The organism is Flavobacterium glucosi (genome assembly GCF_048286535.1).
Taxonomy (GTDB): Bacteria; Bacteroidota; Bacteroidia; order Flavobacteriales; family Flavobacteriaceae; genus Flavobacterium.
Map to the genome: position 1 here is coordinate 552,193 of NZ_JBLVPK010000002.1, position 21,170 is coordinate 573,362.

The window sequence follows — 21,170 nt, forward strand, 5'->3', positions numbered from 1 at the left end:
TACATCTATTTTGAATTTTGCCTACTCTTAAGCTTTTCGGCTTTCGCTTTTTTTACTTATTTGATTAGGTATATCCAAGTAGCGTGCCAGAAATTTGAATCGTGGTTTTGTATTTTTAGATTAAGAATGAGTTTTTTGACTGTAATTTATTTAAAATCAATATTTTAATACTTAAAAAAAATAAAAAATAATTTTATTAAAAAGCGAGAGTTATATTTTTTTTAATATACTTTTTGGTTTGTACAGTATTTTTATTTGTGGTCTCGACGAAGAAATTATCACGGCAAAAGAGTAATTGTTTACTGTTTAAAAACCTTTTTTTGTATAAAATTACTTATCAACAGTGCCTAAAATTAACTTTTGTTACTTACTCGCATCAGTGGATATTGAGTAATTTTGTAACATGTATGCATTAGTCGATTGTAACAATTTTTACGCTTCCTGCGAACGTGTTTTTCAGCCGAAATTCAACGGAAAACCAGTTGCAATATTGTCAAATAACGACGGCTGCGTGATTTCCAGAAGTAATGAAGCAAAAGCGGCTGGGATTCCTATGGGTGCGCCGGCATTCCAGATTAAGGAATTGGTAAAAGAGAAAAAGGTACAATTATTTTCGTCCAATTATGCGCTGTATGGTGATTTGAGCAATCGGGTAATGGCTATTTTAGGACAGTTTACACCAAATCTAGAAATTTACAGCATCGACGAAGCCTTCCTGAATTTTGATGGTTTGACTATTTCTGATTATAAGGATTATGGAATCCAAATGAAAACTCGGGTGCAAAAGTGGGTTGGGATTCCCGTTTGTATTGGTTTTGCACCAACGAAAGCATTATCAAAAGTAGCCAATAAAATTGCCAAAAAATTCCAAGACAGAACAGAAGGTGTTTATGTCATAGACAGTGATGAAAAACGCATCAAAGCTTTGAAATGGACCAAGATTGAAGATGTTTGGGGCATTGGTTATCGGATGAATAAAAAAATGAAGACCAGAAATATCGCAACTGCTTTGGATTTTATTCAGCCACAACATGAGGCTTGGATCAAAAAAGAAATGGGTGTGATTGGTTTGCGTTTAAAATACGAACTGGAAGGAAAATCAGTTTTGGATTTAGATCCCATTGTGGACCAAAAGAAAAGTATTGCAACCACCCGAAGTTTCCCTAAACAAATTGCTGATTTTGATTTGCTGCGCGAACGTGTGGCTACTTTTGCAGCGGTTTGCGCCGAGAAATTGCGAAAACAAAACTCCTGCTGTCATACCATTATTGTGATGTTGGTAGTTGATAAACATACGGTGCAAACTTCCAAATATTATTTTAACATGGCGATCACATTGCCGTATGCGTCAAATTCTACGCTGACGATTTCGAATGCTGCTATTTCGATGCTGAAAAAACTGCACCAAGGAAATGAACATTTGAAATTCAAGAAAGCAGGTGTTATCGTAACCGAATTGATTGATCAGGACAAAAAACAGTTGCAGTTGTTTGACGAGGAAAACCCAAAACATTTGGTGCTGATGAAAGTAATGGATAGCCTCAATAACAAAATTGGAGATAAAAAAGTAAAGTTGGCTACCCAAAATTTAAGTTTGACATGGAACATGAATCAGAATCATTTATCACCAAAATACACCACTAATTTTAAAGATATTCTCGAAATAAAATGCCAATAAATAAAGATAAAGATCAAAAACTATCCTTCTTTCTGCCTGATTTTGAAAGTGAATTGCGAATTCCTTTCATAAGCGAAGGGGTTTCGGCTGGATTTCCATCGCCGGCAGCTGATTTTATGGAGACGAATATCGATTTGAACAAACAGCTGAGCGAAAACCCATTAGCTACTTTTTATATCAGGGTCAAAGGGAATTCTATGATTGATGCTGGAATCAATGACAAAGATGTTCTGGTTGTGGACAGAAGCTTGGAACCGCAGAACAATAAAATTGCGATTTGTTTTATCGATGGAGAATTTACCGTAAAACGCATGCAACTGGAGAAAGACTGTTTGTATCTGATGCCAGAAAACCCCAATTATTCTCCGATAAAAGTCACCGAAGAAAATCAATTAATCATTTGGGGAATTGTGACCTATGTAATTAAAAAGGTATAAAACCGGTTGTTGCCATTATTAAAATGGAATTAAAATGAGAACTTATAAAACAAAAAACAGCAGTAAACTTTTGCTTACTACTGTTTAATAATTGTAATTTTATTTTTTATTAATCATGTATCGTTTTTTTTAGGACTAGACACAATTACGGTTTATACTGTATGTTTTGGATTAAATCCATCCTCGCTTAATTCGGTGTGTGCGTAATCAGCGACCATTTCAGCTTCATAATCAACTTTTTCTCCTTTAGAAAGTCTATTGATGGCTTTTTCCATAATTTGGTAAATTACCGGAACTACCACCAAAGTTAGGAATAATGAGGAAATTAATCCCCCAATAATTACCCAAGCCAAACCGTTTTTCCATTCGGCTCCAGCTCCAGAGGCTAGTGCAATTGGGAACATACCAAATACCATTGCGATAGTTGTCATCAAAATTGGACGTAACCTTGCATGATTCGCTTGGATTAATGCTGTTCGAACCGTTTCACCAGCTTTACGCCTTTGATTGGTATAATCGACAAGCATAATCGCATTTTTACAAACCAGACCAATAAGCATGATGATACCTAAAATAGTAAAGATATTCAGTGTATTATTGGTTAAAGCCAAAGCCAACATTGCTCCAATAAAGGAAAGCGGAATCGCAAACAATACCACAAATGGATGTACAAAACTATCGTATAACGAAACCATTACTAGGTAAACCAAGATAATCGCGGCTAATAACGCAATTCCTAATGTACCAAAACCTTCACTTTGATTTTCCTGATCACCACCCCAAATGTAATTTACACCTATTGGTTTCTTCAATTTATCAATTTTTTCTTGCCATTGCGTAACAATAGTTCCAGAAGATACACCTACATTTTGACCTTTTACAGTTACCGATGCCGATTTATCTCTACGTTCTAATTCACTTGGACCGGAACCTTCTGTTACAGTTGCAAATTGGTTTAATTTTATTTGTTGACCCATGTCATTAATGAAAATTAAGTTGCTTACATCAGCAATACTTTTTCTGTCGAATGCATTGTATTTGATATTGATGTCGTATTCGTATTCTCCAGCTCTAAACCTTCCGTCAGTATTTCCGCTGAAAGCGGTTTGCATGGTCATACCTACAGTTTGCAAACTCAAGCCTAAAGCTGCCATTTTATCTCTGTCCACTTTTACGTTTACTTCTGGATTTCCATCTTCTACCGATAATTCGATTTCTGTTGCTCCTGGAATGCTACGTAATTCTTTTTCTGCTGCTTTTGCAAATTGCATGGCACTTTCTACATTTGGACCGGTTACAATTAAATTTAGAGTTGCATCTTCTGCAGTTCCTAAAATACCAACTGGAACCGTTTTAACTTTGGCACCAACCAATATTTTTTCTAATTTACGTTTGGTTTTTGCAGCATACACATTTGCAGGTTCATCACGCTCGTCCAAACCAACCATTTTAACGTTTATCTCAGACTTGTAAGCGGTTGCTTGCGAAGCACCAAGACCTTCACTGGTTTGACCAACCGTTGTAATTTGACTAAAAACATACGCTTCTTTTTCTAAAAATGCTTCTGCTTTTTGCGTCATGAAATTGGTTTGTTCCAACGAAGCATCTTTTGGCATTTCAATTTGAACTAAAAACTCGCCACTATCAGACGCTGCAAAGAATTCAAAACCAATAAATCCACCACCAAATAAACTAATCATCGACCCAAAAAAGATGACTAAAACGATAGCTAGTGTTTTAAAATAATGATCCAAACACCATTCTAATAATCCTGAAACCCAATTTGTAAAGCGTGTTAAATAGCTTTCAAATCCAAGGATTATTTTTCCAAAAAGGTTTTTGCCTTCAATGTGTTCTAATTTTCCATATCGGGAAGACAACCACGGAATGATTGTAAATGAAGCTACTAAAGACAACAAGGTCGAAATAATTACCGTTACACAGAATTGCGTAATAATATTAGAAACCAATCCGGTACTCATTGCAATTGGTAAAAACACCACCACAATTACTAAAGTAATCGATACTACGGTTCCACCAATTTCTGCAGTTCCATCATAGGCTGCACGAACCTTGTTTTTACCCATTTCCATGTGCCTGTAAATATTCTCCAGAACCACAATGGCATCATCCACAAGAATACCTACAACAAGAGAAAGCCCTAATAAACTCATTAAGTTTAAGGTGTATCCCATCAAATAAATTCCGATGAAAGTAGCAATTAAGGAAGCAGGAATAGAAACCATTACAATCAACGAGTTTCTAATACTGTGCAAGAAAAACAACATCACAAGCGCAACTAAAAGTACTGCAATAAGTAAATCGTGCACAACAGCATCAGCAGCTTCGAGCGTAAAAATGGTACTGTCTTTAGCGATTTCTAATTGTAAACCATTCGCTTTATAATCGGTTTCCAGTTTAGCAATTGTTTTAACTAATTCTTCACTTACCGCAACCGCATTGGCATCCGATTGTTTAATAATTTGTAAAATAATCGCGCTTTTTTGATTGATACGCGCTACTTTTTCAGTGATTTTTTGAGTATCCTGAACATCAGCAATGTCGCGTAAACGAACTTGAATTCCGTTTTTAGAGGATACCACCAAGTTTCTTAATTCGTCGACATTTTTATATTTTCCGGCCAAACGAATTAATATTTTCTGCTCCCGAGTTTGAATATTTCCTGTTGGAAAATCCAAATTAGAAGATAAAATATTTTGTTGCACTTGTGGAACAGAAAGTCCGTAGCCTTGCATTTTTACTGCATCAAGATTGACTTGAATTTCTCTTTCTTGTCCACCAATAATGTTTACTTGTGCCACACCTTCAACACGAGAAATAACGGGTGCTAATTTTTTGTCAATTAAGTCGTAAAAAGCAACTTCATCCATTTTTCCGTTGGCACCAATAGTCATAATTGGTAAATCGCTTAAGGAAAACTTACTCAACGAAGGCGTTTCAACATCATCTGGTAAATCACTAAGAATTGCATTTATTTTACGTTGCGCATCGTTCATAGAGATATTAACATCAGCCGAAGAGGTCAGTGTAATAGAAACAGTTGACAAACTTTCGTAAGACTTCGAGTCTATTTTTTTAATATTTTCTAAGGATGCGATTGCATCTTCAATTTTTTTAGTCACCGTGTTTTCTACCTCACTTGGAGACGCTCCAGGATAAATAGTAGCAACAGTAATTACATTGGTTTCAAATTTTGGAATCAATTCGTAGCCCAATTGGCTGTAACTGAACAGTCCGCCTAATGTTAGAATCGTAAATAATACGATAACTAATGAGGGACGTTTAATGGATATTTCTGCTAATTTCATTTTTTTCTTTGCTTTAGGGTTTAAGCGGTTTCTTTATGGCTTTAAGACTTATTTTATAACGTCCACTTTAGATCCGTCTTGAAGGTTGATTTGACCTGTAACAATTACAGTTTCACCATCAGAAAGGCCGTTTAAAATTTCTACTTTATCACCAAGGATTCTTCCTGCTGTAACCGTTTTCAGTTTAGCAGTTCCATTTTCGATTACAAATATTTCGTTGCTGCTTACACTTCCTACAAAAGCATTTCTAGGAACAATCATCAAAGATTGTTTTTGTTGGTTTGAAGCAAATTCAGCAGTTCCGTACATTCCGGCTTTCAAATCATTTGAAGCGTTATTAGCAATTTCTATTTCTACCGGAAAGTTCAAAGTTGCATCTGCTTTTGGAGCGATGAAGGTGATTTTTCCAGAGAATGTAGCGTCAGGATACACGCTTGCTTTTACGGTAATCGTGTTGCCTACTTTTAAACCTGCAACTTGATTTTCGTTAACATTGACTTTCAATTTCAATTTTGAAACATTTACAATGTCAAACATTTGCGTTGCAGCGCCAAGAACGGATCCTGGTTCAATGTATTTTTTATTTACGACTCCGTTAATTGTCGCTTTGATATTGGTATCGCCAATATTAACTTTTGCTTGTTGTAATCTTGATTTTGAAGTTACCAAATTCAATTTGGCCTGATCCAATTGTTGTTTTGTCACACCGCCAGTTTTAAATGCATTTTCAAAACGGCTGTAATCGGTCAATGCATTTTGATAAGAAGCCTGTGCAGTTTGCAAGTCAGCTGTAATTTGCTCGCTTCGTACAATTGCTAAAGTCTGACCAATTCGAACTCTGTCTCCTTCTTCAACTAAAACACGTACGACTCTTCCTGGTTTCTCGGCAGAAAAACTCAGTTCTTGAAGTGGTGCAAAATTTCCATTGGCAGAAAAGTCAAGAGAAACTTCTTCGATTTTTACCGTTGCAACTTTTACGGAAACACTGGCGTTTTTCTCGGCTACAATGGCTGTTTTCGCTTCGTTTTCTTTTTTGTTATTCATTAAAGTATAGGCGATAACGCCTAAAGCTGCTAGGATTGCTACTATGATTAGTATATTTTTTTTCATTTTTGTTAGTTATTTATAAGTGTTTTTAATTCGCCTTTTGATTTGATTAATTGTATTTCTGCTAATTTGTAGTCTAATATTGCAGAGGTGTAATTGTTTTGAGCTTCAGTCAATGAATTTTCAGCATCTAATAAATCGGTTAATGAGGCTAATCCTTGTACATAATTGTTTCTGGTGTTGTCTAAAACTTCTTTAGCTAATTGCGCATTTTCTCTTTGATTATTAATGATAGTTAAGCTATTGTCAATTTGAGTTTTTGCATTGGCGAAAGCTAAGTCAAGAGATAATTTTGTATCGTTGAGATCTTCTTTTATGGTTCTTAAATCAATATCGGCTTGTCTTACTTTGGCACGAGTGCTAAATCCTGTAAAAATGGGCACTTTTAAATTCAAACCAATAGAAGAAAAATCAGACCAATATACGCCTTCAGATGGTTTGGCTCCAAGAGGCATTACAGGGCCTTGACCAATATAATTATATCCTGCGTTTAATGATAATGTTGGGTAATAGCCCGCTTCAACAGCCTTTTTTTGATAACTTAAAAGTTGTTCTTGTTTTTTCAAAAGCAAATATTCCGTTCTGTTTGCCGTATTTGGAATTTCGGACAACGACTGTGGACTCACTTCAAATGCTGTTTGCGGAATCTCAATTTGCGTTTCTATGGGCATTCCCATGTAAAATTTTAGTGCGTTTTCTTGAATTTGTACTGCATTTAAAACTTGTTGACGTTGCGTATTGATGTTTGAAATTTTTACTAAAATGCGATCCAAATCAATTTTTTTGGCTAGACCATTATCAAATTGACCTTTGATGATGTTTCTTACTTTAGTGGTGTTTTTATAGGTACTGTCAATAACAGTTAGTTTTTGTCTTTGTACGTATACCTGATAGTAATTATTAGCCACGCGCTCAATTACTTGCTCTTCGGTTAATTGTTCGTTAATTTGGTAAAATTCTCTAGTAGATTTTGCAGCTTTTAAACCTGTAAAAACCGCTTGGTCGAATATAGCTTGTGTCAAAGAAACACCAGCCGTTGAAACCCATTTTTGACCAAAAGCGGCCTGAATTGTTGTTCCTGGGGCGCCAAATCCTGTTCCATCAATAACGGTTGTTTGTATTACAGGATTGTAAGTCAAATTACCATTAGCTGAAATTTGTGGTAACGCTTGTGAACGTACTTCCTGAATTTGGTATTCACTATTCTCTACTTTCAGTTTTGCTTTTTTGGCATCCGCTTTATTTTCTAAAGCATAGTTAATGGCTTCTTTCAGCGTGAGCGATTTGACTTCTTGTGCATTGGCGCCAAGTGCAAATGTTAGGGTTAATAATAGGATTACTTTTTTCATTGTTTATGTAATTGGATTAATAAGTTTCTTTCTAATTCGATAACTCCTTTTTCTGTAGCCATTGCTCTCGTATGGTATTCTAATGCATCAAATTCAAGACTAAAAGCTTCTCTTTCTGACGGTGTGTTTTCGTTAATGCTGAAAATTAAGTAATAATAAAACTTTATGTAGGATTCAATATTTAGGCTGTGTCTATACAAGCCTTGTGCAATTCCTTTTTCGATGTTCTGTCTGAAACAAAATTCACATTCTTCAACTTGAAACTTTAACGCGTTTTTGTAAACTTCTGGATAATGTTTTTTTAATTGATAAATAGGTGATGTTTCAGATGATTTAAACATATCATCAAACATGCGTCTGATTTGGAAGTTTTCTTCAATAGCATTGTAGTTTTTAGAAGTTACTTCCTCAATAAGTTGATGCACTTCTTTGTGAATGATTTGAACACTTTCCTCTATCAGTAATTCTTTATTGGCAAAATATTTATAAATCGTTTTCTTCGAAATACACATTTCACCGGCAATATCATCCATAGTAATGCTTTTGAAACCCAATTTCAAAAACATTTCTTTTGCTTTGGATATAATTTTGTCTTTCATTTTATTTATTCTTAATCAGTTGTGATTTATTAAAACTGTAAAATTTGCTGCTAATGTAATTTGGAAACTTTGAAAACCAAAATAGTTTCCTTAAATTTTATATTTATTTAACATTTACTTTCTGGTTAAGCAGTTAATTCTAAGTTTGCCATGAACTTAATATCTTGTCCTAAAGCTAAACCTCCAGTTTGATTAAATGAAGTAAAGTTCAAACCAAAATCTTTACGATTAATTTGACCCGTTATTTCAAAAGCAGCTTTTTGATCGCCATCATACGTATTGAATCCAATGAATTCAGCATCAAGCTCCACTACTTTTGTGATGTTTTTTATGGTAAGATTTCCTTTCAAAAAATTAATGTTTTTGTTGACTTTTTCGAATGAGGTCGACTTGAAACTAATAATCGGAAACTCCTTAATGTCAAATAAGTCATTCAACCCCAGATGAGTATCTATTTTCTCTAGTTTTGTGTCTTTGTTGTTGACATCCAAAGAGAATTCAATCGAAGCATCTTCTATTTGATTATCCTCGATATCAATATATCCATTAAATTTATTTATAGAGCCTGCCAGATACGCAATTATAGAGTGTCTCATTTTTATCAGAACATCTGATTGATTCGAGTCAACTGTCCATTTTGTTTTCATAATTAGTTGAAGTGTATTTGCAATTTATTTTAAAATCGGAATAAATTGCAGCTGTTAAATTTTCGTTTGCAAATGTAGAAAGGAAACTTTGAATACTAAAATAGTTTCCAATGTATTTTGATTTATTTAACATTTGATGACAAAAGGGAGTTTGTTATGCAAATTGAATACTGTAAATTAGCCAAAAATTTATTTATGCATTCTATTTACCAGTATCAAAAGTTTCTATCCGATTATTTGCAATCACAATATGAGACCAAAGAACCTAGAAATTTATATGAACCCATTCATTACATTTTAGATCTTGGTGGCAAAAGAATGCGACCGGTACTTACATTAATGAGTGCAGAGGTTTTTGATGCAGATTATAAAAAAGCGTTGCCGGCGGCTTTGGCTGTCGAAGTATTTCATAATTTCTCATTGGTTCATGATGATATTATGGATGATGCGCCTTTGCGAAGAGGGAAGGAAACGGTTCACGAGAAATGGAATTTAAATACTGGAATTTTATCAGGTGATGCGATGCTAATTTTAGCATACCAATATTTCGAACAGTACGAACCAATTATTTTTAAAGATTTAGCCAAACTCTTCAGCAAAACGGCACTTGAAGTTTGTGAAGGGCAACAATGGGATGTTGATTTTGAAGAGCGTAGTGATGTTACCATTCCGGAATACTTGAAAATGATTGAATATAAAACGGCTGTTTTAGTCGCTGCAGCTATGAAAATGGGAGCAATTATTGCGGAGACCTCAGAAGAAAACGCAAATTTGATTTATGATTTCGGACTCAATTTAGGGTTGGCTTTTCAATTACAGGATGATTTTCTGGATGCTTTTGGCGATCCGGAAACCTTTGGAAAACAAGTAGGAGGCGATATCATCGAAAATAAAAAAACGTATTTATATCTTAAAGCAGTTGCCTTTTCAAATATTGAAGAAGCACAGGAACTGAGACGCTTATTTTCAATTCAGCCTGAAGATAATACCCGTAAAATAGAGAGAGTGAAAGTTCTTTTTAATAGTTCTGGAGCGTCAAAGGCAACTCAGGATGCGATTCAGGATTTTACTTTAAAGGCTTTCCATACTTTAGATAAAATGAATATTGGTTCTGATAAAAAAGCATTGCTGAAAGCTTTTGGGGAGAATTTAATGGGAAGAAAAGTTTAGATTTTTGACCCGAGCGATAGCGAACTGGCGAAGCATTGCAGATTAACGATTTTTGATCGCAGAAGTTTTACTTCGGATAAATAATGGTTTATTTTAAAAATCAGTATAATTCAAAAAAAAATCAAACATTTAGAGCAGTTTCTTAAAATCAAAAATCTAAATTCGTTAATCAATAATCTTAAATCAAATGTTTATAGTTCCAAAAAATACCGATTTACTACTTACTGAAGCAGAAGGCGAAAACTTATATTTGAAATTAATCGAACAAATGAATAAGGATTTCAATTTGGCTAATGAAGCAATTGATTTTCCTTTGAGTATTTCTCCGAATGACCTGAAGTTAGAATTGCATGAAAAAATTTACCGTCTCATTCAATACAAGTTTGCCGAATACCTCAATTTACTGTATATAATTGATGTTTCTGAAGAAGAAATAAAAAAACTCGACGGCTCTGATTTAGTAGTTCTTGCAGAGCAGGTGTCTTTTTTAATTCTAAAAAGAGAATGGCAAAAAGTCTGGTTCCGCAATAAATACCGTTAATCGCTTTTTCTATATTTTCGGCTCCCTCTTCGTTGGAGGGGGTTGAGGAGAGGAATTAAAAATAAACTCTGATAAATGGCATAAAGGCACTGCCGTAAATATTATTGGTATCGGTCAAAACATTGTAACGCGCGCCAATTGTAGCATTTCCGGACCGGTAACCTGCACCAAGAAATAATCCCGTATTCCAGTAATCTTTTGAATTGCTATTGGATCCATCTAAATTTACATTAACCCTTAATTGTTCCAGTTCAGCCGAAAGTTGGATTTCATATATTGGGTTAAAAAGACCTATAACACTGCCACCATACAAATGGGAAGCGTAATAATCTCTTTGTTTTAAATATTTATATTGCAAGCCAACACCCAAAGCTACATATTCATTAAAATTATATATGGCACTTGGCGCCAATGAAATGTCCGTATAGCCAGAGCCAAAGCCTAAGCCAATTCCGCCTCCAAATTGCACATTTCTCCAAAACTGATTTTCCATTTTAGGTGGTAGCGGGTTTTCTTGAGCAAATAGGCAACTTGAAAAAAACAGAATAATAATCACCAATAATGATTTGGAATCGTGTAAAAAGCTATTCTTTGTCATAAGTTTTCCGTTTTTTAACATTTTTAAAGGTAAAAGTATCTTAAAATAAATTATAAATTTATTCTATTATTGTACTTTTGCCAAACTATTTTAACAAAAAAGTATATTCACTAAATATTATGGATAGGTTTTCATTTTTAAACGCAGCACACACCGAATTTTTCGCACAATTATACGATCAATATTTAAACAATCCAGATAGCGTTGAGCCAAGTTGGAGGAGTTTTTTTCAAGGTTTCGATTTTGGGATGACGACTTACAATGAGGACAATAAGGTGGAACAAATCGCTAATTTTGCAGCTAATAATTCAGATATTAATTTGGTATCAGATAAGCTTCAAAAGGAATTTAATGTATTGAAATTAATAGATGGATACCGTTCTCGAGGTCATTTGTTTACCAAAACAAATCCGGTTCGTGAAAGAAGAACTTCATCACCTACACTTGAAATTTCGAATTTCGGACTTTCAGCAGCAGATTTAAATACTGTTTTTGATGCGGCAAAGGTTATTAATATTCAGCCTTGCACGCTTCAGGAAATTATAACTCACCTTGATACTATATATTGTCAACACATTGGGGTAGAGTACATGTACATTCGTAATCCAGAAGTGGTGGAATGGATTCAGCAAAAATTAGGGGTTAATGACAATCAACCTAAATTTTCAGCGGATGAAAAGAAATCGATTCTGAATAAATTAAACCAAGCCGTTTCTTTTGAAAACTTTTTGCATACTAAATATGTAGGTCAAAAACGATTTTCTCTAGAAGGTGGAGAGTCAATCATCCCAGCTTTGGATGCTTTAATTGAAAAAGCAGCCGAGAAAGGAGTAGAGCAATTTGTAATGGGAATGGCACACCGTGGCCGTTTAAATATTTTGGCAAATATTTTTGGCAAATCAACCCAAGACATTTTTGGAGAGTTTGATGGTAAAGATTACGACCAGGAATATTTTGACGGGGATGTAAAGTACCATTTAGGACTTACTGCTGACAAAGTTACAAGCACTGGAAAAAAAATCAATATCAATTTGGCTCCAAATCCTTCACATCTTGAAACTGTTGGTGCAGTTATCGAAGGAATTACAAGAGCAAAGCAAGATAAATATTTCCCTAACGATTTCTCTAAAGTATTGCCAATTGCCGTTCACGGTGATGCTGCAATTGCCGGTCAGGGAATTCTTTATGAGATTGTACAAATGGCACAACTTGACGGTTATAAAACCGGAGGAACAATCCATATTGTAATCAATAATCAAGTAGGATTTACAACTAATTACCTTGATGCGCGTTCCTCTACGTATTGTACTGATGTTGCCAAAGTAACACTTTCGCCAGTATTACACGTAAATGCGGATGATGCTGAAGCAGTAGTTCATGCCATGTCATTTGCTTTGGATTTCAGAATGCAGTTTGGCAAAGATGTATTTATTGATTTATTAGGATATAGAAAATACGGACATAACGAAGGTGATGAACCTCGTTTCACGCAACCAGTTTTGTATAAAATTATTGCAAAACATCAAAATCCTAGAGATATTTATGCTGAAAAGTTATTGTCAGAAGGAGTTATTGATGCTACTTATGTTAACGGATTAGAAAAAGAATACAAATCTAATCTGGAAGTAAATCTAGAAGCGTCTCGTAAAAAAGACTTGACTATCATTACTCCATTTATGAAAAATGAATGGAAAGGTTTTGAGCAAGTTTCAGATGTCGAAATGCTTAAAAAAGTAGATACTACTTTCCCCCAAGAAGGACTTACTGAGGTTGCAAACGTAATTTGTAACTTGCCTGCAGACAAAAAATTCATCAGCAAAATACAAAAACTGATCAACGACCGGAAAACAATGTTTTTCGAAACGAATAAGCTGGATTGGGCCATGGCTGAGCATTTAGCATACGGTTCGCTTCTAAAAGAAGGATACGATGTTCGTATTTCCGGACAAGATGTGGAACGTGGTACTTTCTCGCACCGTCATGCCGTAGTAAAAGTAGAAGATTCAGAAGAAGAAGTAACTTTACTAAGTAATTTAGAGGGAGCAACCGGAAAATTCAATATTTTCAATTCCCTTTTATCTGAATATGGTGTTTTAGGATTTGATTATGGATATGCTTTAACCAATCCAAATACATTAACCATTTGGGAAGCACAGTTTGGGGATTTCAGTAATGGAGCCCAAATTATGATTGACCAATACATCTCTTGTGGAGAAGACAAGTGGAACAACCAAAACGGAATTGTTTTATTATTGCCTCACGGATATGAAGGACAAGGAGCAGAGCACTCTTCGGCTAGAATGGAGCGTTATTTACAACTTTGTGCCAGACATAATATGTACGTTGCTGATTGTACTACGCCGGCTAACTTCTTTCACTTGTTGAGAAGACAAATGAAAACTACGTTCCGTAAACCGCTTATTGTGTTTACCCCAAAAAGTTTGTTGCGTGATCCAAGAGTAGTTTCTACTGTTGAAGAATTTGCAACAGGTAGTTTTCAAGAAACATTTGATGATGAAACAGTAAATAAAGCTGATGTGAAAACACTGGTTTTCTGTACCGGAAAATTCTATTATGACATCACTGCAGAAAGAGAAAATAACGGTCGTAACGATGTTGCGGTAGTTAGAATCGAACAATTATTCCCATTACCGGTGGAGCAATTAAAAGAAATTATCGCTAAATATCCAAACGCGGATGATTATGTTTGGGCACAAGAAGAACCAAAAAACATGGGCGCGTACAGCTTTATGCTAATGAACTTCGATTTAGTAAAATGGAGATTGGCGTCACTGAAAGCCTATGCAGCTCCAGCGGCAGGAAGTTACACCAGAGCAAAACGCCGTCAGGCTGATGCATTAAAAATGGTATTTGATAAAAATTTATTTAGATAATAAGGAGCTATTTCCTGCTGTGCACTCTATCTTTTCCTAGCTAAAGAAGCTAGAAAAAGGATGCCGTTTCCATCAGGGCTAAAAAACAGTTCACACAATAATCACATAGATTGTTCGAGAACAATTTAAAACTTAAAATTCATAATTTAAAATAATAGAACATGATTTTAGAAATGAAAGTCCCGTCACCAGGGGAATCTATAAAGGAAGTTGAAATCGCAACTTGGTTGGTAAAAGACGGAGATTATGTAGAGAAAGACCAAGCAATTGCCGAGGTTGATTCTGATAAAGCAACATTAGAATTACCAGCAGAAGCAAGCGGAATCATTACCTTAAAAGCAGAAGAAGGCGATGCAGTAGCAGTAGGTGCAGTAGTGTGTCATATTGATACTGACGGAGCAAAACCAGCAGGTGATGCGCCAGTAGCTGAAGCTGCAAAAACAGTTGAAGCTCCAAAAGTTGAAGTTAAAGCAGAAGCGCCTAAAGCGGCTCCGGTAGCGGCAGCTCCAGCAGCAACGTACGCTTCAGGAACTCCATCTCCGGCAGCAAGAAAAATATTAGACGAAAAAAATATAGCTCCAGCTGCAGTAACAGGAACTGGAAAAGACGGAAGAATCACTAAAGATGATGCCGTAAATGCTGTGCCTTCAATGGGAACACCTACAGGTGGTTCTCGTGGAACAGAGCGTACTAAGTTATCAATGTTGCGTCGTAAAGTGGCAGAAAGACTAGTTGCCGCTAAAAACGAAACAGCAATGTTGACTACTTTCAACGAAGTAAACATGACGCCAATCAACATGATTCGTAATGAATACAAAGATGCGTTCAAAGCAAAACATGGTGGAATTGGTTTAGGATACATGTCTTTCTTTACAAAAGCAGTAACCAGAGCGTTAAAATTATTCCCGGATGTAAATTCAATGATGGATGGTGATCATAAGATTGCTTTCGATTTTTGCGACATTTCAATTGCGGTTTCAGGACCAAAAGGATTAATGGTTCCTGTAGTTCGTAATGCGGAGAATTTAACTTTCCGAGGTGTAGAGGCAGATATTAAAAGATTGGCCCTTAAAGCACGTGACGGACAAATCACAGTGGATGATATGACTGGTGGAACCTTCACGATTACCAATGGTGGGGTTTTTGGAAGTATGTTGAGTACACCAATTATCAATCCTCCACAGTCAGGAATCCTTGGAATGCACAACATTATCGAGCGTCCAATTGCCGTAAACGGAAAAGTGGAAATTCACCCTATGATGTATGTGGCACTTTCTTATGATCACAGAATCATTGATGGTCGTGAGTCTGTTGGTTTCTTGGTAGCGGTGAAAGAAGCGTTAGAAAATCCAATGGAATTATTGTTAGATAACAATCCTAAAAAAGCATTTGAATTGTAATTTAAGAAATACATAAAACAAGAAATCCCGTTTACTAAACGGGATTTTTTATTTCAGCAAATACAGATAATAGTTGTAGTAATCCACAATCGCTTTTCCTTTCATCAAAACATCAGCACCAATAATCCCATGGACGGGTTTTGATTTGTGTTGTAGTAAAGCCTCATTGACGTGAGACAAATCGAAAATAACAATATCAAAAGCAAGGTCTTTCCAAGAGCCCAGTTGCAGTTGGTTTTTTGTGGCGATTTGTGTAAACATTCCAGTTGCGCCAGCTCCCGAAGCTTTTGTTTTGGATTTTTTTGCGTCCAATAAAAACAAATCAACACTTTCAAATCCGATGCAACTATTTGAAGCTCCTGTATCGAGAATGAAACTGCCCATCACACCGTTTATTTTTGCTTTGATCAAAAGATGCTGTGTTTTTGTAATCTTAAATTTTACTTTTTTGTAGTTTTCTTTTTTGAGAATATCGTGTAGGTTTTTCATTTATGCGGAATTTATTTCAGTGATTTATTTCAGTTTTACAAAGATACATGGAGTTACAGAAGGAATTGTAAGAATCTTTTTAAAACCATTTTTTCGACAACTTTTATTCTTGTAATTTTGTATTCTTAAACTTTACATTTGGAAGCAACTATAACAATCACTGATACGCATACCCATTTATATTCAGAGGAATTTGATCATGATCGAAACGAAATGATTCAACGCGCCATTGATGCCGGCGTCTCGCGTTTTTTTATACCTGCAATCGATTCTACCTGCACCCAATCGATGTACGAATTGGAGAAAAATCATCCCAATACTGTTTTCTTAATGATGGGGTTGCACCCAACGTATGTAAAAGACAACTATCTGGAAGAATTACAACATGTGGAAAACGAATTGGCTAAAAGGAAATTCTATGCGGTAGGCGAAATTGGGATTGATTTGTATTGGGATAAAACCCATTTGCCTCAGCAACAAATCGCTTTCAAAAGGCAAATCCAATTGGCAAAACACTATAAATTGCCTATTGTGATTCATTGTCGGGAAGCTTTTGATGAAATTTTTGAAATTCTGGAAGAAGAAAAGTCAGCTGATTTATTCGGGATTTTTCATTGTTTTTCAGGAACTTATGAGCAGGCGTTACAAGCGATTTCGTATAATATGAAATTAGGAATTGGCGGAGTTGTGACTTTCAAAAATGGAAAAATCGATCAGTTTTTAAATCAGATAGATTTGAAACACATTGTTTTAGAAACGGATTCCCCATATTTAGCACCGATTCCTTATCGAGGAAAAAGAAACGAAAGTAGTTACATTGTCAATGTTGTAGATAAGTTAGCGCAAATTTATAGCCTTTCGGCAAATGATATTGCGGCAATAACAACGGAGAATTCTAAAGCTATTTTTGGGATTTAAAGTAGAATTTACCTTATTTTGATATTTTTTTTGTTCATTTGTCCACACAAAAATTGAGAACCAAAATGCAGAAATTTGACGCTATTCGGCCTTTTTATAATTCCGAAATAAACGAGGCACTTCGAGATGTCATACATCATCCAATGATGAAGGCATTAATGAATTTTACTTTTCCGGATGTTGCAGACGAAGTTTGGAAAGAACAACTCAAAAAAACGCATTCCATTCGCGACTTTCAATGTAATTTTATTTATCAATCGGTTCAAAAAATATTAGAAAAAAGCTCGGAAGGCTTGACTACTTCTGGTTTTGAAAATTTAGAACCCAATACTTCGTATTTATTTATTTCGAACCATCGAGATATACTTTTGGATACTACTTTATTGAATTCGGCCTTGTTTGAACATGGTTTAGTGATGACTGCATCTGCCATTGGAGATAATTTAGTAAAAAAATCTTTTCTGAAGACATTAGCAAAGCTCAATCGTAATTTTCTGGTGCAACGTGGCTTGACGCCAAGAGAAATGCTGCAAAGTTCAAAGCTGTTGTCGGAATATATTGGAAATTTATTGCTTCATGAAAACCGTTCCGTTTGGATAGCACAACGCGAAGGAAGAACGAAAGACGGTAAGGATGCCACAAATCCAGGTGTTTTGAAAATGCTGGGAATGGCTTCTGATGAAAAGAATTTGATGGATTATTTCAAGAAAATTAAAATCGTACCGGTTTCTATTTCGTACGAATACGATCCAACGGATGCTTTGAAAATGCCTCAATTGATGGCTGAAGCCAATAATGAAATCTACATTAAAGAAAAAAACGAAGATTTTATGACCATTCTTAGTGGCGCTTTGGGACAAAAGAAAAGAATCCACATTCATGTAGGGAATGTTTTAGACTCTGAAATAGAAACGATTAAAGTTGAAAACGACAGTTCAAACAAGCAAATAGTAGCTTTGGCACAAGTAATTGATGATGCAGTATTGAGCAATTATAAGTTATGGCCAACGAATTATATTGCTTATGATATAGTAAACAAGACCGATCACTATTCTCATTTATACACAGTAAATGAAAAATCATTATTCGAACGTAGACTTGAAATGCGTATTGACCATGATAATCCAGTTGCTTTAGAAGGTTTTCTGGCGATGTATGCGAATCCGGTTGTAAATAAATTAAAATACCACGATGTTGTATAAATCCAAAATACTTTTAATCTATACCGGTGGAACCATTGGTATGAGAAAAGATTTTGAAACTGGAGCGCTCAAGGCTTTCAATTTTAGTAAATTACTGCAAAGAATTCCGGAGTTAAAACAATTGGATTGCGAAATCGAAACCATTTCTTTCGAAAACCCAATTGATTCTTCGAACATGAATCCTGAAAAATGGGCTAAAATTGCAACGATTATTGAAGATAATTATACTTCATTTGATGGATTTGTGGTGCTTCACGGTTCGGATACTATGTCGTATTCCGCATCGGCGTTGAGTTTTATGCTCGAAAATTTATCGAAACCGGTTATTTTCACGGGTTCACAATTGCCTATTGGAGATTTACGCACTGATGCCAAAGAGAATTTGATTACCGCCATTCAAATTGCGTCTTTACGAAAGAATGACGAACCGGTTGTCAATGAAGTTTGTCTTTATTTTGAATACAAATTATACCGAGGCAATAGAACGACTAAGATTAATGCAGAGCATTTCAAAGCATTTACGTCTCCAAATTATCCTGAATTAGTAGAGTCGGGAGTGCATTTAAAATTAAATCCGGAATTATTCTTAGCTAAAAATCAAAATAAAGAATTTAAGGTTCATAAAAATTTAGATACTAACGTAGCAATTATAAAAATGTTTCCAGGCATTAGCGAAGCAGTTTTGGAAGCTATTTTAAATATTCCAGATCTTAAAGGGATTGTTTTAGAAACGTATGGCGCTGGAAATGCACCTACTGAAGATTGGTTTTTAAACTTATTGAAAAAAGCAATTAATAGCGGTCTACATGTTATCAATGTAACGCAGTGTTCCGGAGGAAGTGTGAGTATGGGGCAATATGAAACCAGTACAGGGTTGAAAGAAATAGGTGTAATTTCTGGAAAAGACATCACAACAGAAGCTGCGATAACTAAATTAATGTATTTGTTGGGTCAAAAAATAGCATTAAATGACTTCAAAACTATTTTTGAAACTGCTTTGCGAGGAGAAATAGCATAATAGTTAGATTTTACTTTTCTAACTCATTTTTTTTATGGTTATTTGCAACCTCAAATAAAATAGAGAGGTGTCCGAGTGGTTGAAGGAGCTAGCCTGGAAAGCTAGTATGTGGGTAACTGCATCGTGGGTTCGAATCCCATCCTCTCTGCAAAAAATGAATGCTTCCCGAAAGGGAAGCATTTTTTGTTTTATTGCGTGGCAAACTTTTTAGTTTGTCTAAGCGTATAAAATAAAAAAGAATCAGGCAAAAATGCCGAGCATTAATTTCTTGGTGAGACGTCCCTTTTAGGATCAACGAAGTTAATTCCAGTTACTCTTTAATTGGAAGTTAAATGTTTTAGACGGTTGGAACTTTTTAGATGCTTTTCAACAAAGAATAAACCTTTTTAAATTTCTCAAAACCTTGTGCGTAGATTTCCTTATGATTTTTATTTGGTGAAAAGGTTTTTCCAACTTTATTTTCAGTAGGAACGGCAATATCAGTAGCTTTAAATCCAATCAAAACGGCTCCCCAAGCAGAAGCTTCGATTGTTTCGGCTACGATTACTTTCATTTGAAAAATATCAGCGACCATTTGCAGCCAAAGTTCACTTTTTCCAAAACCGCCACTCGCCATTATTGTTGTTTTATGTCTTTTTTCGGGATTAGGAAGTAAGATTTCGGTAATGCTCAATAGTCCAAATAAGATGCCTTCCAGTGTTGCTCTAATCAAATGTGCTTTGGTATGGATAATTTGGATTCCTAAAAGTGTCCCTTGTGCGGAAGCATCCCAAATAGGAGCTCTTTCCCCTAATAAATAAGGAACAAAAAGCAAGCCTTGGGATCCGGCAGAAATAGTTTCAGCCTGTTTGAACAATTCTTCGAAAGATTCATCTGTTTTTAAGATGGATTCTTTGAGCCATTGCAAAACAATTGCGCCATTGTTGACAGCTCCCAGTTTTAAATAGTGATTGTCCATCAAATGGTAACATTGTGTACGCATTTCAGGATCAATAAAGGGTTTGTCAGCGGGTAAACGAACCGCACCACTGGTTCCAATGGATAATGCCATTCGGCCTGTTTCCATAGCTCCGGTTCCTAAATTTGCCAATACGCCGTCACCGCCACCCAAAATATACTGAAAACCATCGGATAGTCCTTTGCTTTGATGGGTAGAACTCACAATTTTAGAAAGCTGGGATGTTGCTATTTTTAAATAATCTAAAATATCCGATTCCCATTGTAGTGTATGAATGTTCATTAAACCTGTGCCTGATGCCATCGAGGAATCAATTACATATTCGCCGGTAAGATGATGCCAAATGTATTCTTTAAGGCTAATGAATTTATACGTTTTAGCAAAATTAGGTGCATCGTGCTTCTTTAACCAAGCAATTTTGGTCATGGGAGAAAAGGTATGAATGGGAATTCCTGTTTTTTGATAGAAATTTTTTCCTTGTTTGGATTTTTTTAATGCTTCGGCTAATGAATGCGCTCTATTATCGGCCCAAATAATAGCATCGGTGAGTGGTTTTCCGCTGGAGTCAATAGCTATAATGCTTTGCATAGCCGAACTAAAACTGATGAATTGGGGCTGAATCCCTTTTGTGATTTCTTGGATGCATCCTAAAACAGTCGCTAGAATTTCATCGGGTTTTTGAATACTCCAATCTGGCTTCGGATGATACATTGTATAAGATTGATTGCATTCCCGAATCACTTTTCCGGTTCTGTCAAAACACACGGCTTTTGTTGCCGTGGTGCCAATGTCTATTCCAATGTAAAATAACTTCATTTTCTTTAGTTTAATTTGGA

Annotated in this window: 17 protein-coding genes and 1 tRNA gene; 10 read left to right on the forward strand and 8 right to left on the reverse strand. The window is 35.4% G+C overall.

Annotated elements, in window-relative coordinates; translation table 11 throughout:
• Positions 1 to 403: 403 nt before the first annotated feature.
• A complete protein-coding gene (locus ACNQGD_RS05535) occupies positions 404 to 1,678 on the forward strand; it encodes a Y-family DNA polymerase (protein WP_417998588.1) in 1,275 nt (424 codons plus the stop codon).
• A complete protein-coding gene (locus tag ACNQGD_RS05540) occupies positions 1,669 to 2,115 on the forward strand; it encodes a LexA family protein (RefSeq protein WP_417998589.1) in 447 nt (148 codons plus the stop codon). The genes ACNQGD_RS05535 and ACNQGD_RS05540 overlap by 10 nt, the downstream gene beginning before the upstream one ends.
• A gap of 152 nt (positions 2,116 to 2,267) precedes the next feature.
• On the opposite strand, the gene ACNQGD_RS05545 is transcribed toward ACNQGD_RS05540, so the two are convergent.
• The 5 genes from ACNQGD_RS05545 to ACNQGD_RS05565 form a co-directional block, all read right to left on the reverse strand.
• Entirely contained in the window at positions 2,268 to 5,444 is a 3,177-nt protein-coding gene (locus ACNQGD_RS05545; RefSeq protein WP_417998590.1) for an efflux RND transporter permease subunit, read from the reverse strand.
• Positions 5,445 to 5,492: 48 nt separating this feature from the next.
• Entirely contained in the window at positions 5,493 to 6,554 is a 1,062-nt protein-coding gene (locus ACNQGD_RS05550; protein WP_417998591.1) for an efflux RND transporter periplasmic adaptor subunit, read from the reverse strand.
• A 5-nt stretch (positions 6,555 to 6,559) separates the two neighbouring features.
• Complete coding sequence (locus tag ACNQGD_RS05555; RefSeq protein WP_417998592.1) at positions 6,560 to 7,900, reverse strand: TolC family protein; 1,341 nt, start codon at positions 7,898 to 7,900, stop codon at positions 6,560 to 6,562.
• Positions 7,897 to 8,499 carry a TetR/AcrR family transcriptional regulator gene (locus tag ACNQGD_RS05560; protein WP_417995559.1) on the reverse strand — a complete coding sequence of 201 codons (603 nt, stop codon included), beginning with the start codon at positions 8,497 to 8,499 and terminating at the stop codon, positions 7,897 to 7,899. Before ACNQGD_RS05560 ends, ACNQGD_RS05555 begins: the two co-directional genes overlap by 4 nt.
• 125 nt (positions 8,500 to 8,624) lie before the next feature.
• The gene (locus ACNQGD_RS05565; protein WP_417995320.1) at positions 8,625 to 9,146 is read right to left on the reverse strand and encodes a YceI family protein; all 522 of its coding nucleotides are present in this window, start codon (positions 9,144 to 9,146) and stop codon (positions 8,625 to 8,627) included.
• Positions 9,147 to 9,341: 195 nt separating this feature from the next.
• Between ACNQGD_RS05565 and ACNQGD_RS05570 the strand changes: the two genes are divergently transcribed.
• Both ACNQGD_RS05570 and ACNQGD_RS05575 read left to right on the forward strand, forming a co-directional pair.
• On the forward strand, positions 9,342 to 10,316 hold the full coding sequence (locus ACNQGD_RS05570) for a polyprenyl synthetase family protein (protein WP_417998593.1): 975 nt from the start codon (positions 9,342 to 9,344) through the stop codon (positions 10,314 to 10,316).
• Positions 10,317 to 10,503: 187 nt separating this feature from the next.
• Positions 10,504 to 10,857: a hypothetical protein gene (locus ACNQGD_RS05575; RefSeq protein ID WP_417998594.1), complete on the forward strand. Its 354-nt coding sequence runs from the start codon at positions 10,504 to 10,506 to the stop codon at positions 10,855 to 10,857.
• Between the two features lie 55 nt (positions 10,858 to 10,912).
• Here the strand turns inward: ACNQGD_RS05575 and ACNQGD_RS05580 are convergent, their stop codons facing one another.
• Complete coding sequence (locus tag ACNQGD_RS05580; RefSeq protein WP_417998595.1) at positions 10,913 to 11,455, reverse strand: hypothetical protein; 543 nt, start codon at positions 11,453 to 11,455, stop codon at positions 10,913 to 10,915.
• A gap of 119 nt (positions 11,456 to 11,574) precedes the next feature.
• Here ACNQGD_RS05580 and ACNQGD_RS05585 point away from each other — a divergent pair, with 119 nt between their 5' ends.
• Complete coding sequence (locus tag ACNQGD_RS05585; RefSeq protein WP_417998596.1) at positions 11,575 to 14,349, forward strand: 2-oxoglutarate dehydrogenase E1 component; 2,775 nt, start codon at positions 11,575 to 11,577, stop codon at positions 14,347 to 14,349.
• 161 nt (positions 14,350 to 14,510) lie between these two features.
• On the forward strand, positions 14,511 to 15,749 hold the full coding sequence (odhB, locus tag ACNQGD_RS05590) for a 2-oxoglutarate dehydrogenase complex dihydrolipoyllysine-residue succinyltransferase (protein ID WP_417998597.1): 1,239 nt from the start codon (positions 14,511 to 14,513) through the stop codon (positions 15,747 to 15,749).
• A 48-nt stretch (positions 15,750 to 15,797) separates the two neighbouring features.
• Here odhB and ACNQGD_RS05595 read toward each other — a convergent pair whose 3' ends face one another.
• Complete coding sequence (locus ACNQGD_RS05595) at positions 15,798 to 16,238, reverse strand: retropepsin-like aspartic protease (protein WP_417995554.1); 441 nt, start codon at positions 16,236 to 16,238, stop codon at positions 15,798 to 15,800.
• Positions 16,239 to 16,388: 150 nt separating this feature from the next.
• On the opposite strand from ACNQGD_RS05595, the gene ACNQGD_RS05600 reads away from it, so the two are divergent.
• The 4 genes from ACNQGD_RS05600 to ACNQGD_RS05615 all read left to right on the forward strand — a co-directional run bounded on the left by ACNQGD_RS05600 (position 16,389) and on the right by ACNQGD_RS05615 (position 19,524).
• Positions 16,389 to 17,156, forward strand: coding sequence for a TatD family hydrolase (locus ACNQGD_RS05600; protein ID WP_417998639.1), 768 nt, complete (start codon positions 16,389 to 16,391; stop codon positions 17,154 to 17,156).
• Positions 17,157 to 17,221: 65 nt separating this feature from the next.
• Positions 17,222 to 18,358, forward strand: coding sequence for a 1-acyl-sn-glycerol-3-phosphate acyltransferase (locus ACNQGD_RS05605; RefSeq protein ID WP_417994045.1), 1,137 nt, complete (start codon positions 17,222 to 17,224; stop codon positions 18,356 to 18,358).
• Positions 18,348 to 19,376, forward strand: a complete 1,029-nt coding sequence (locus ACNQGD_RS05610) for an asparaginase (RefSeq protein WP_417998598.1) — start codon at positions 18,348 to 18,350, stop codon at positions 19,374 to 19,376. The genes ACNQGD_RS05605 and ACNQGD_RS05610 overlap by 11 nt, the downstream gene beginning before the upstream one ends.
• A 61-nt stretch (positions 19,377 to 19,437) precedes the next feature.
• Positions 19,438 to 19,524: transfer RNA gene (locus ACNQGD_RS05615), tRNA-Ser, on the forward strand.
• A 207-nt stretch (positions 19,525 to 19,731) separates the two neighbouring features.
• Here ACNQGD_RS05615 and ACNQGD_RS05620 read toward each other — a convergent pair.
• Positions 19,732 to 21,150 carry a gluconokinase gene (locus ACNQGD_RS05620; protein WP_417998599.1) on the reverse strand — a complete coding sequence of 473 codons (1,419 nt, stop codon included), beginning with the start codon at positions 21,148 to 21,150 and terminating at the stop codon, positions 19,732 to 19,734.
• Positions 21,151 to 21,170 lie beyond the last annotated feature (20 nt).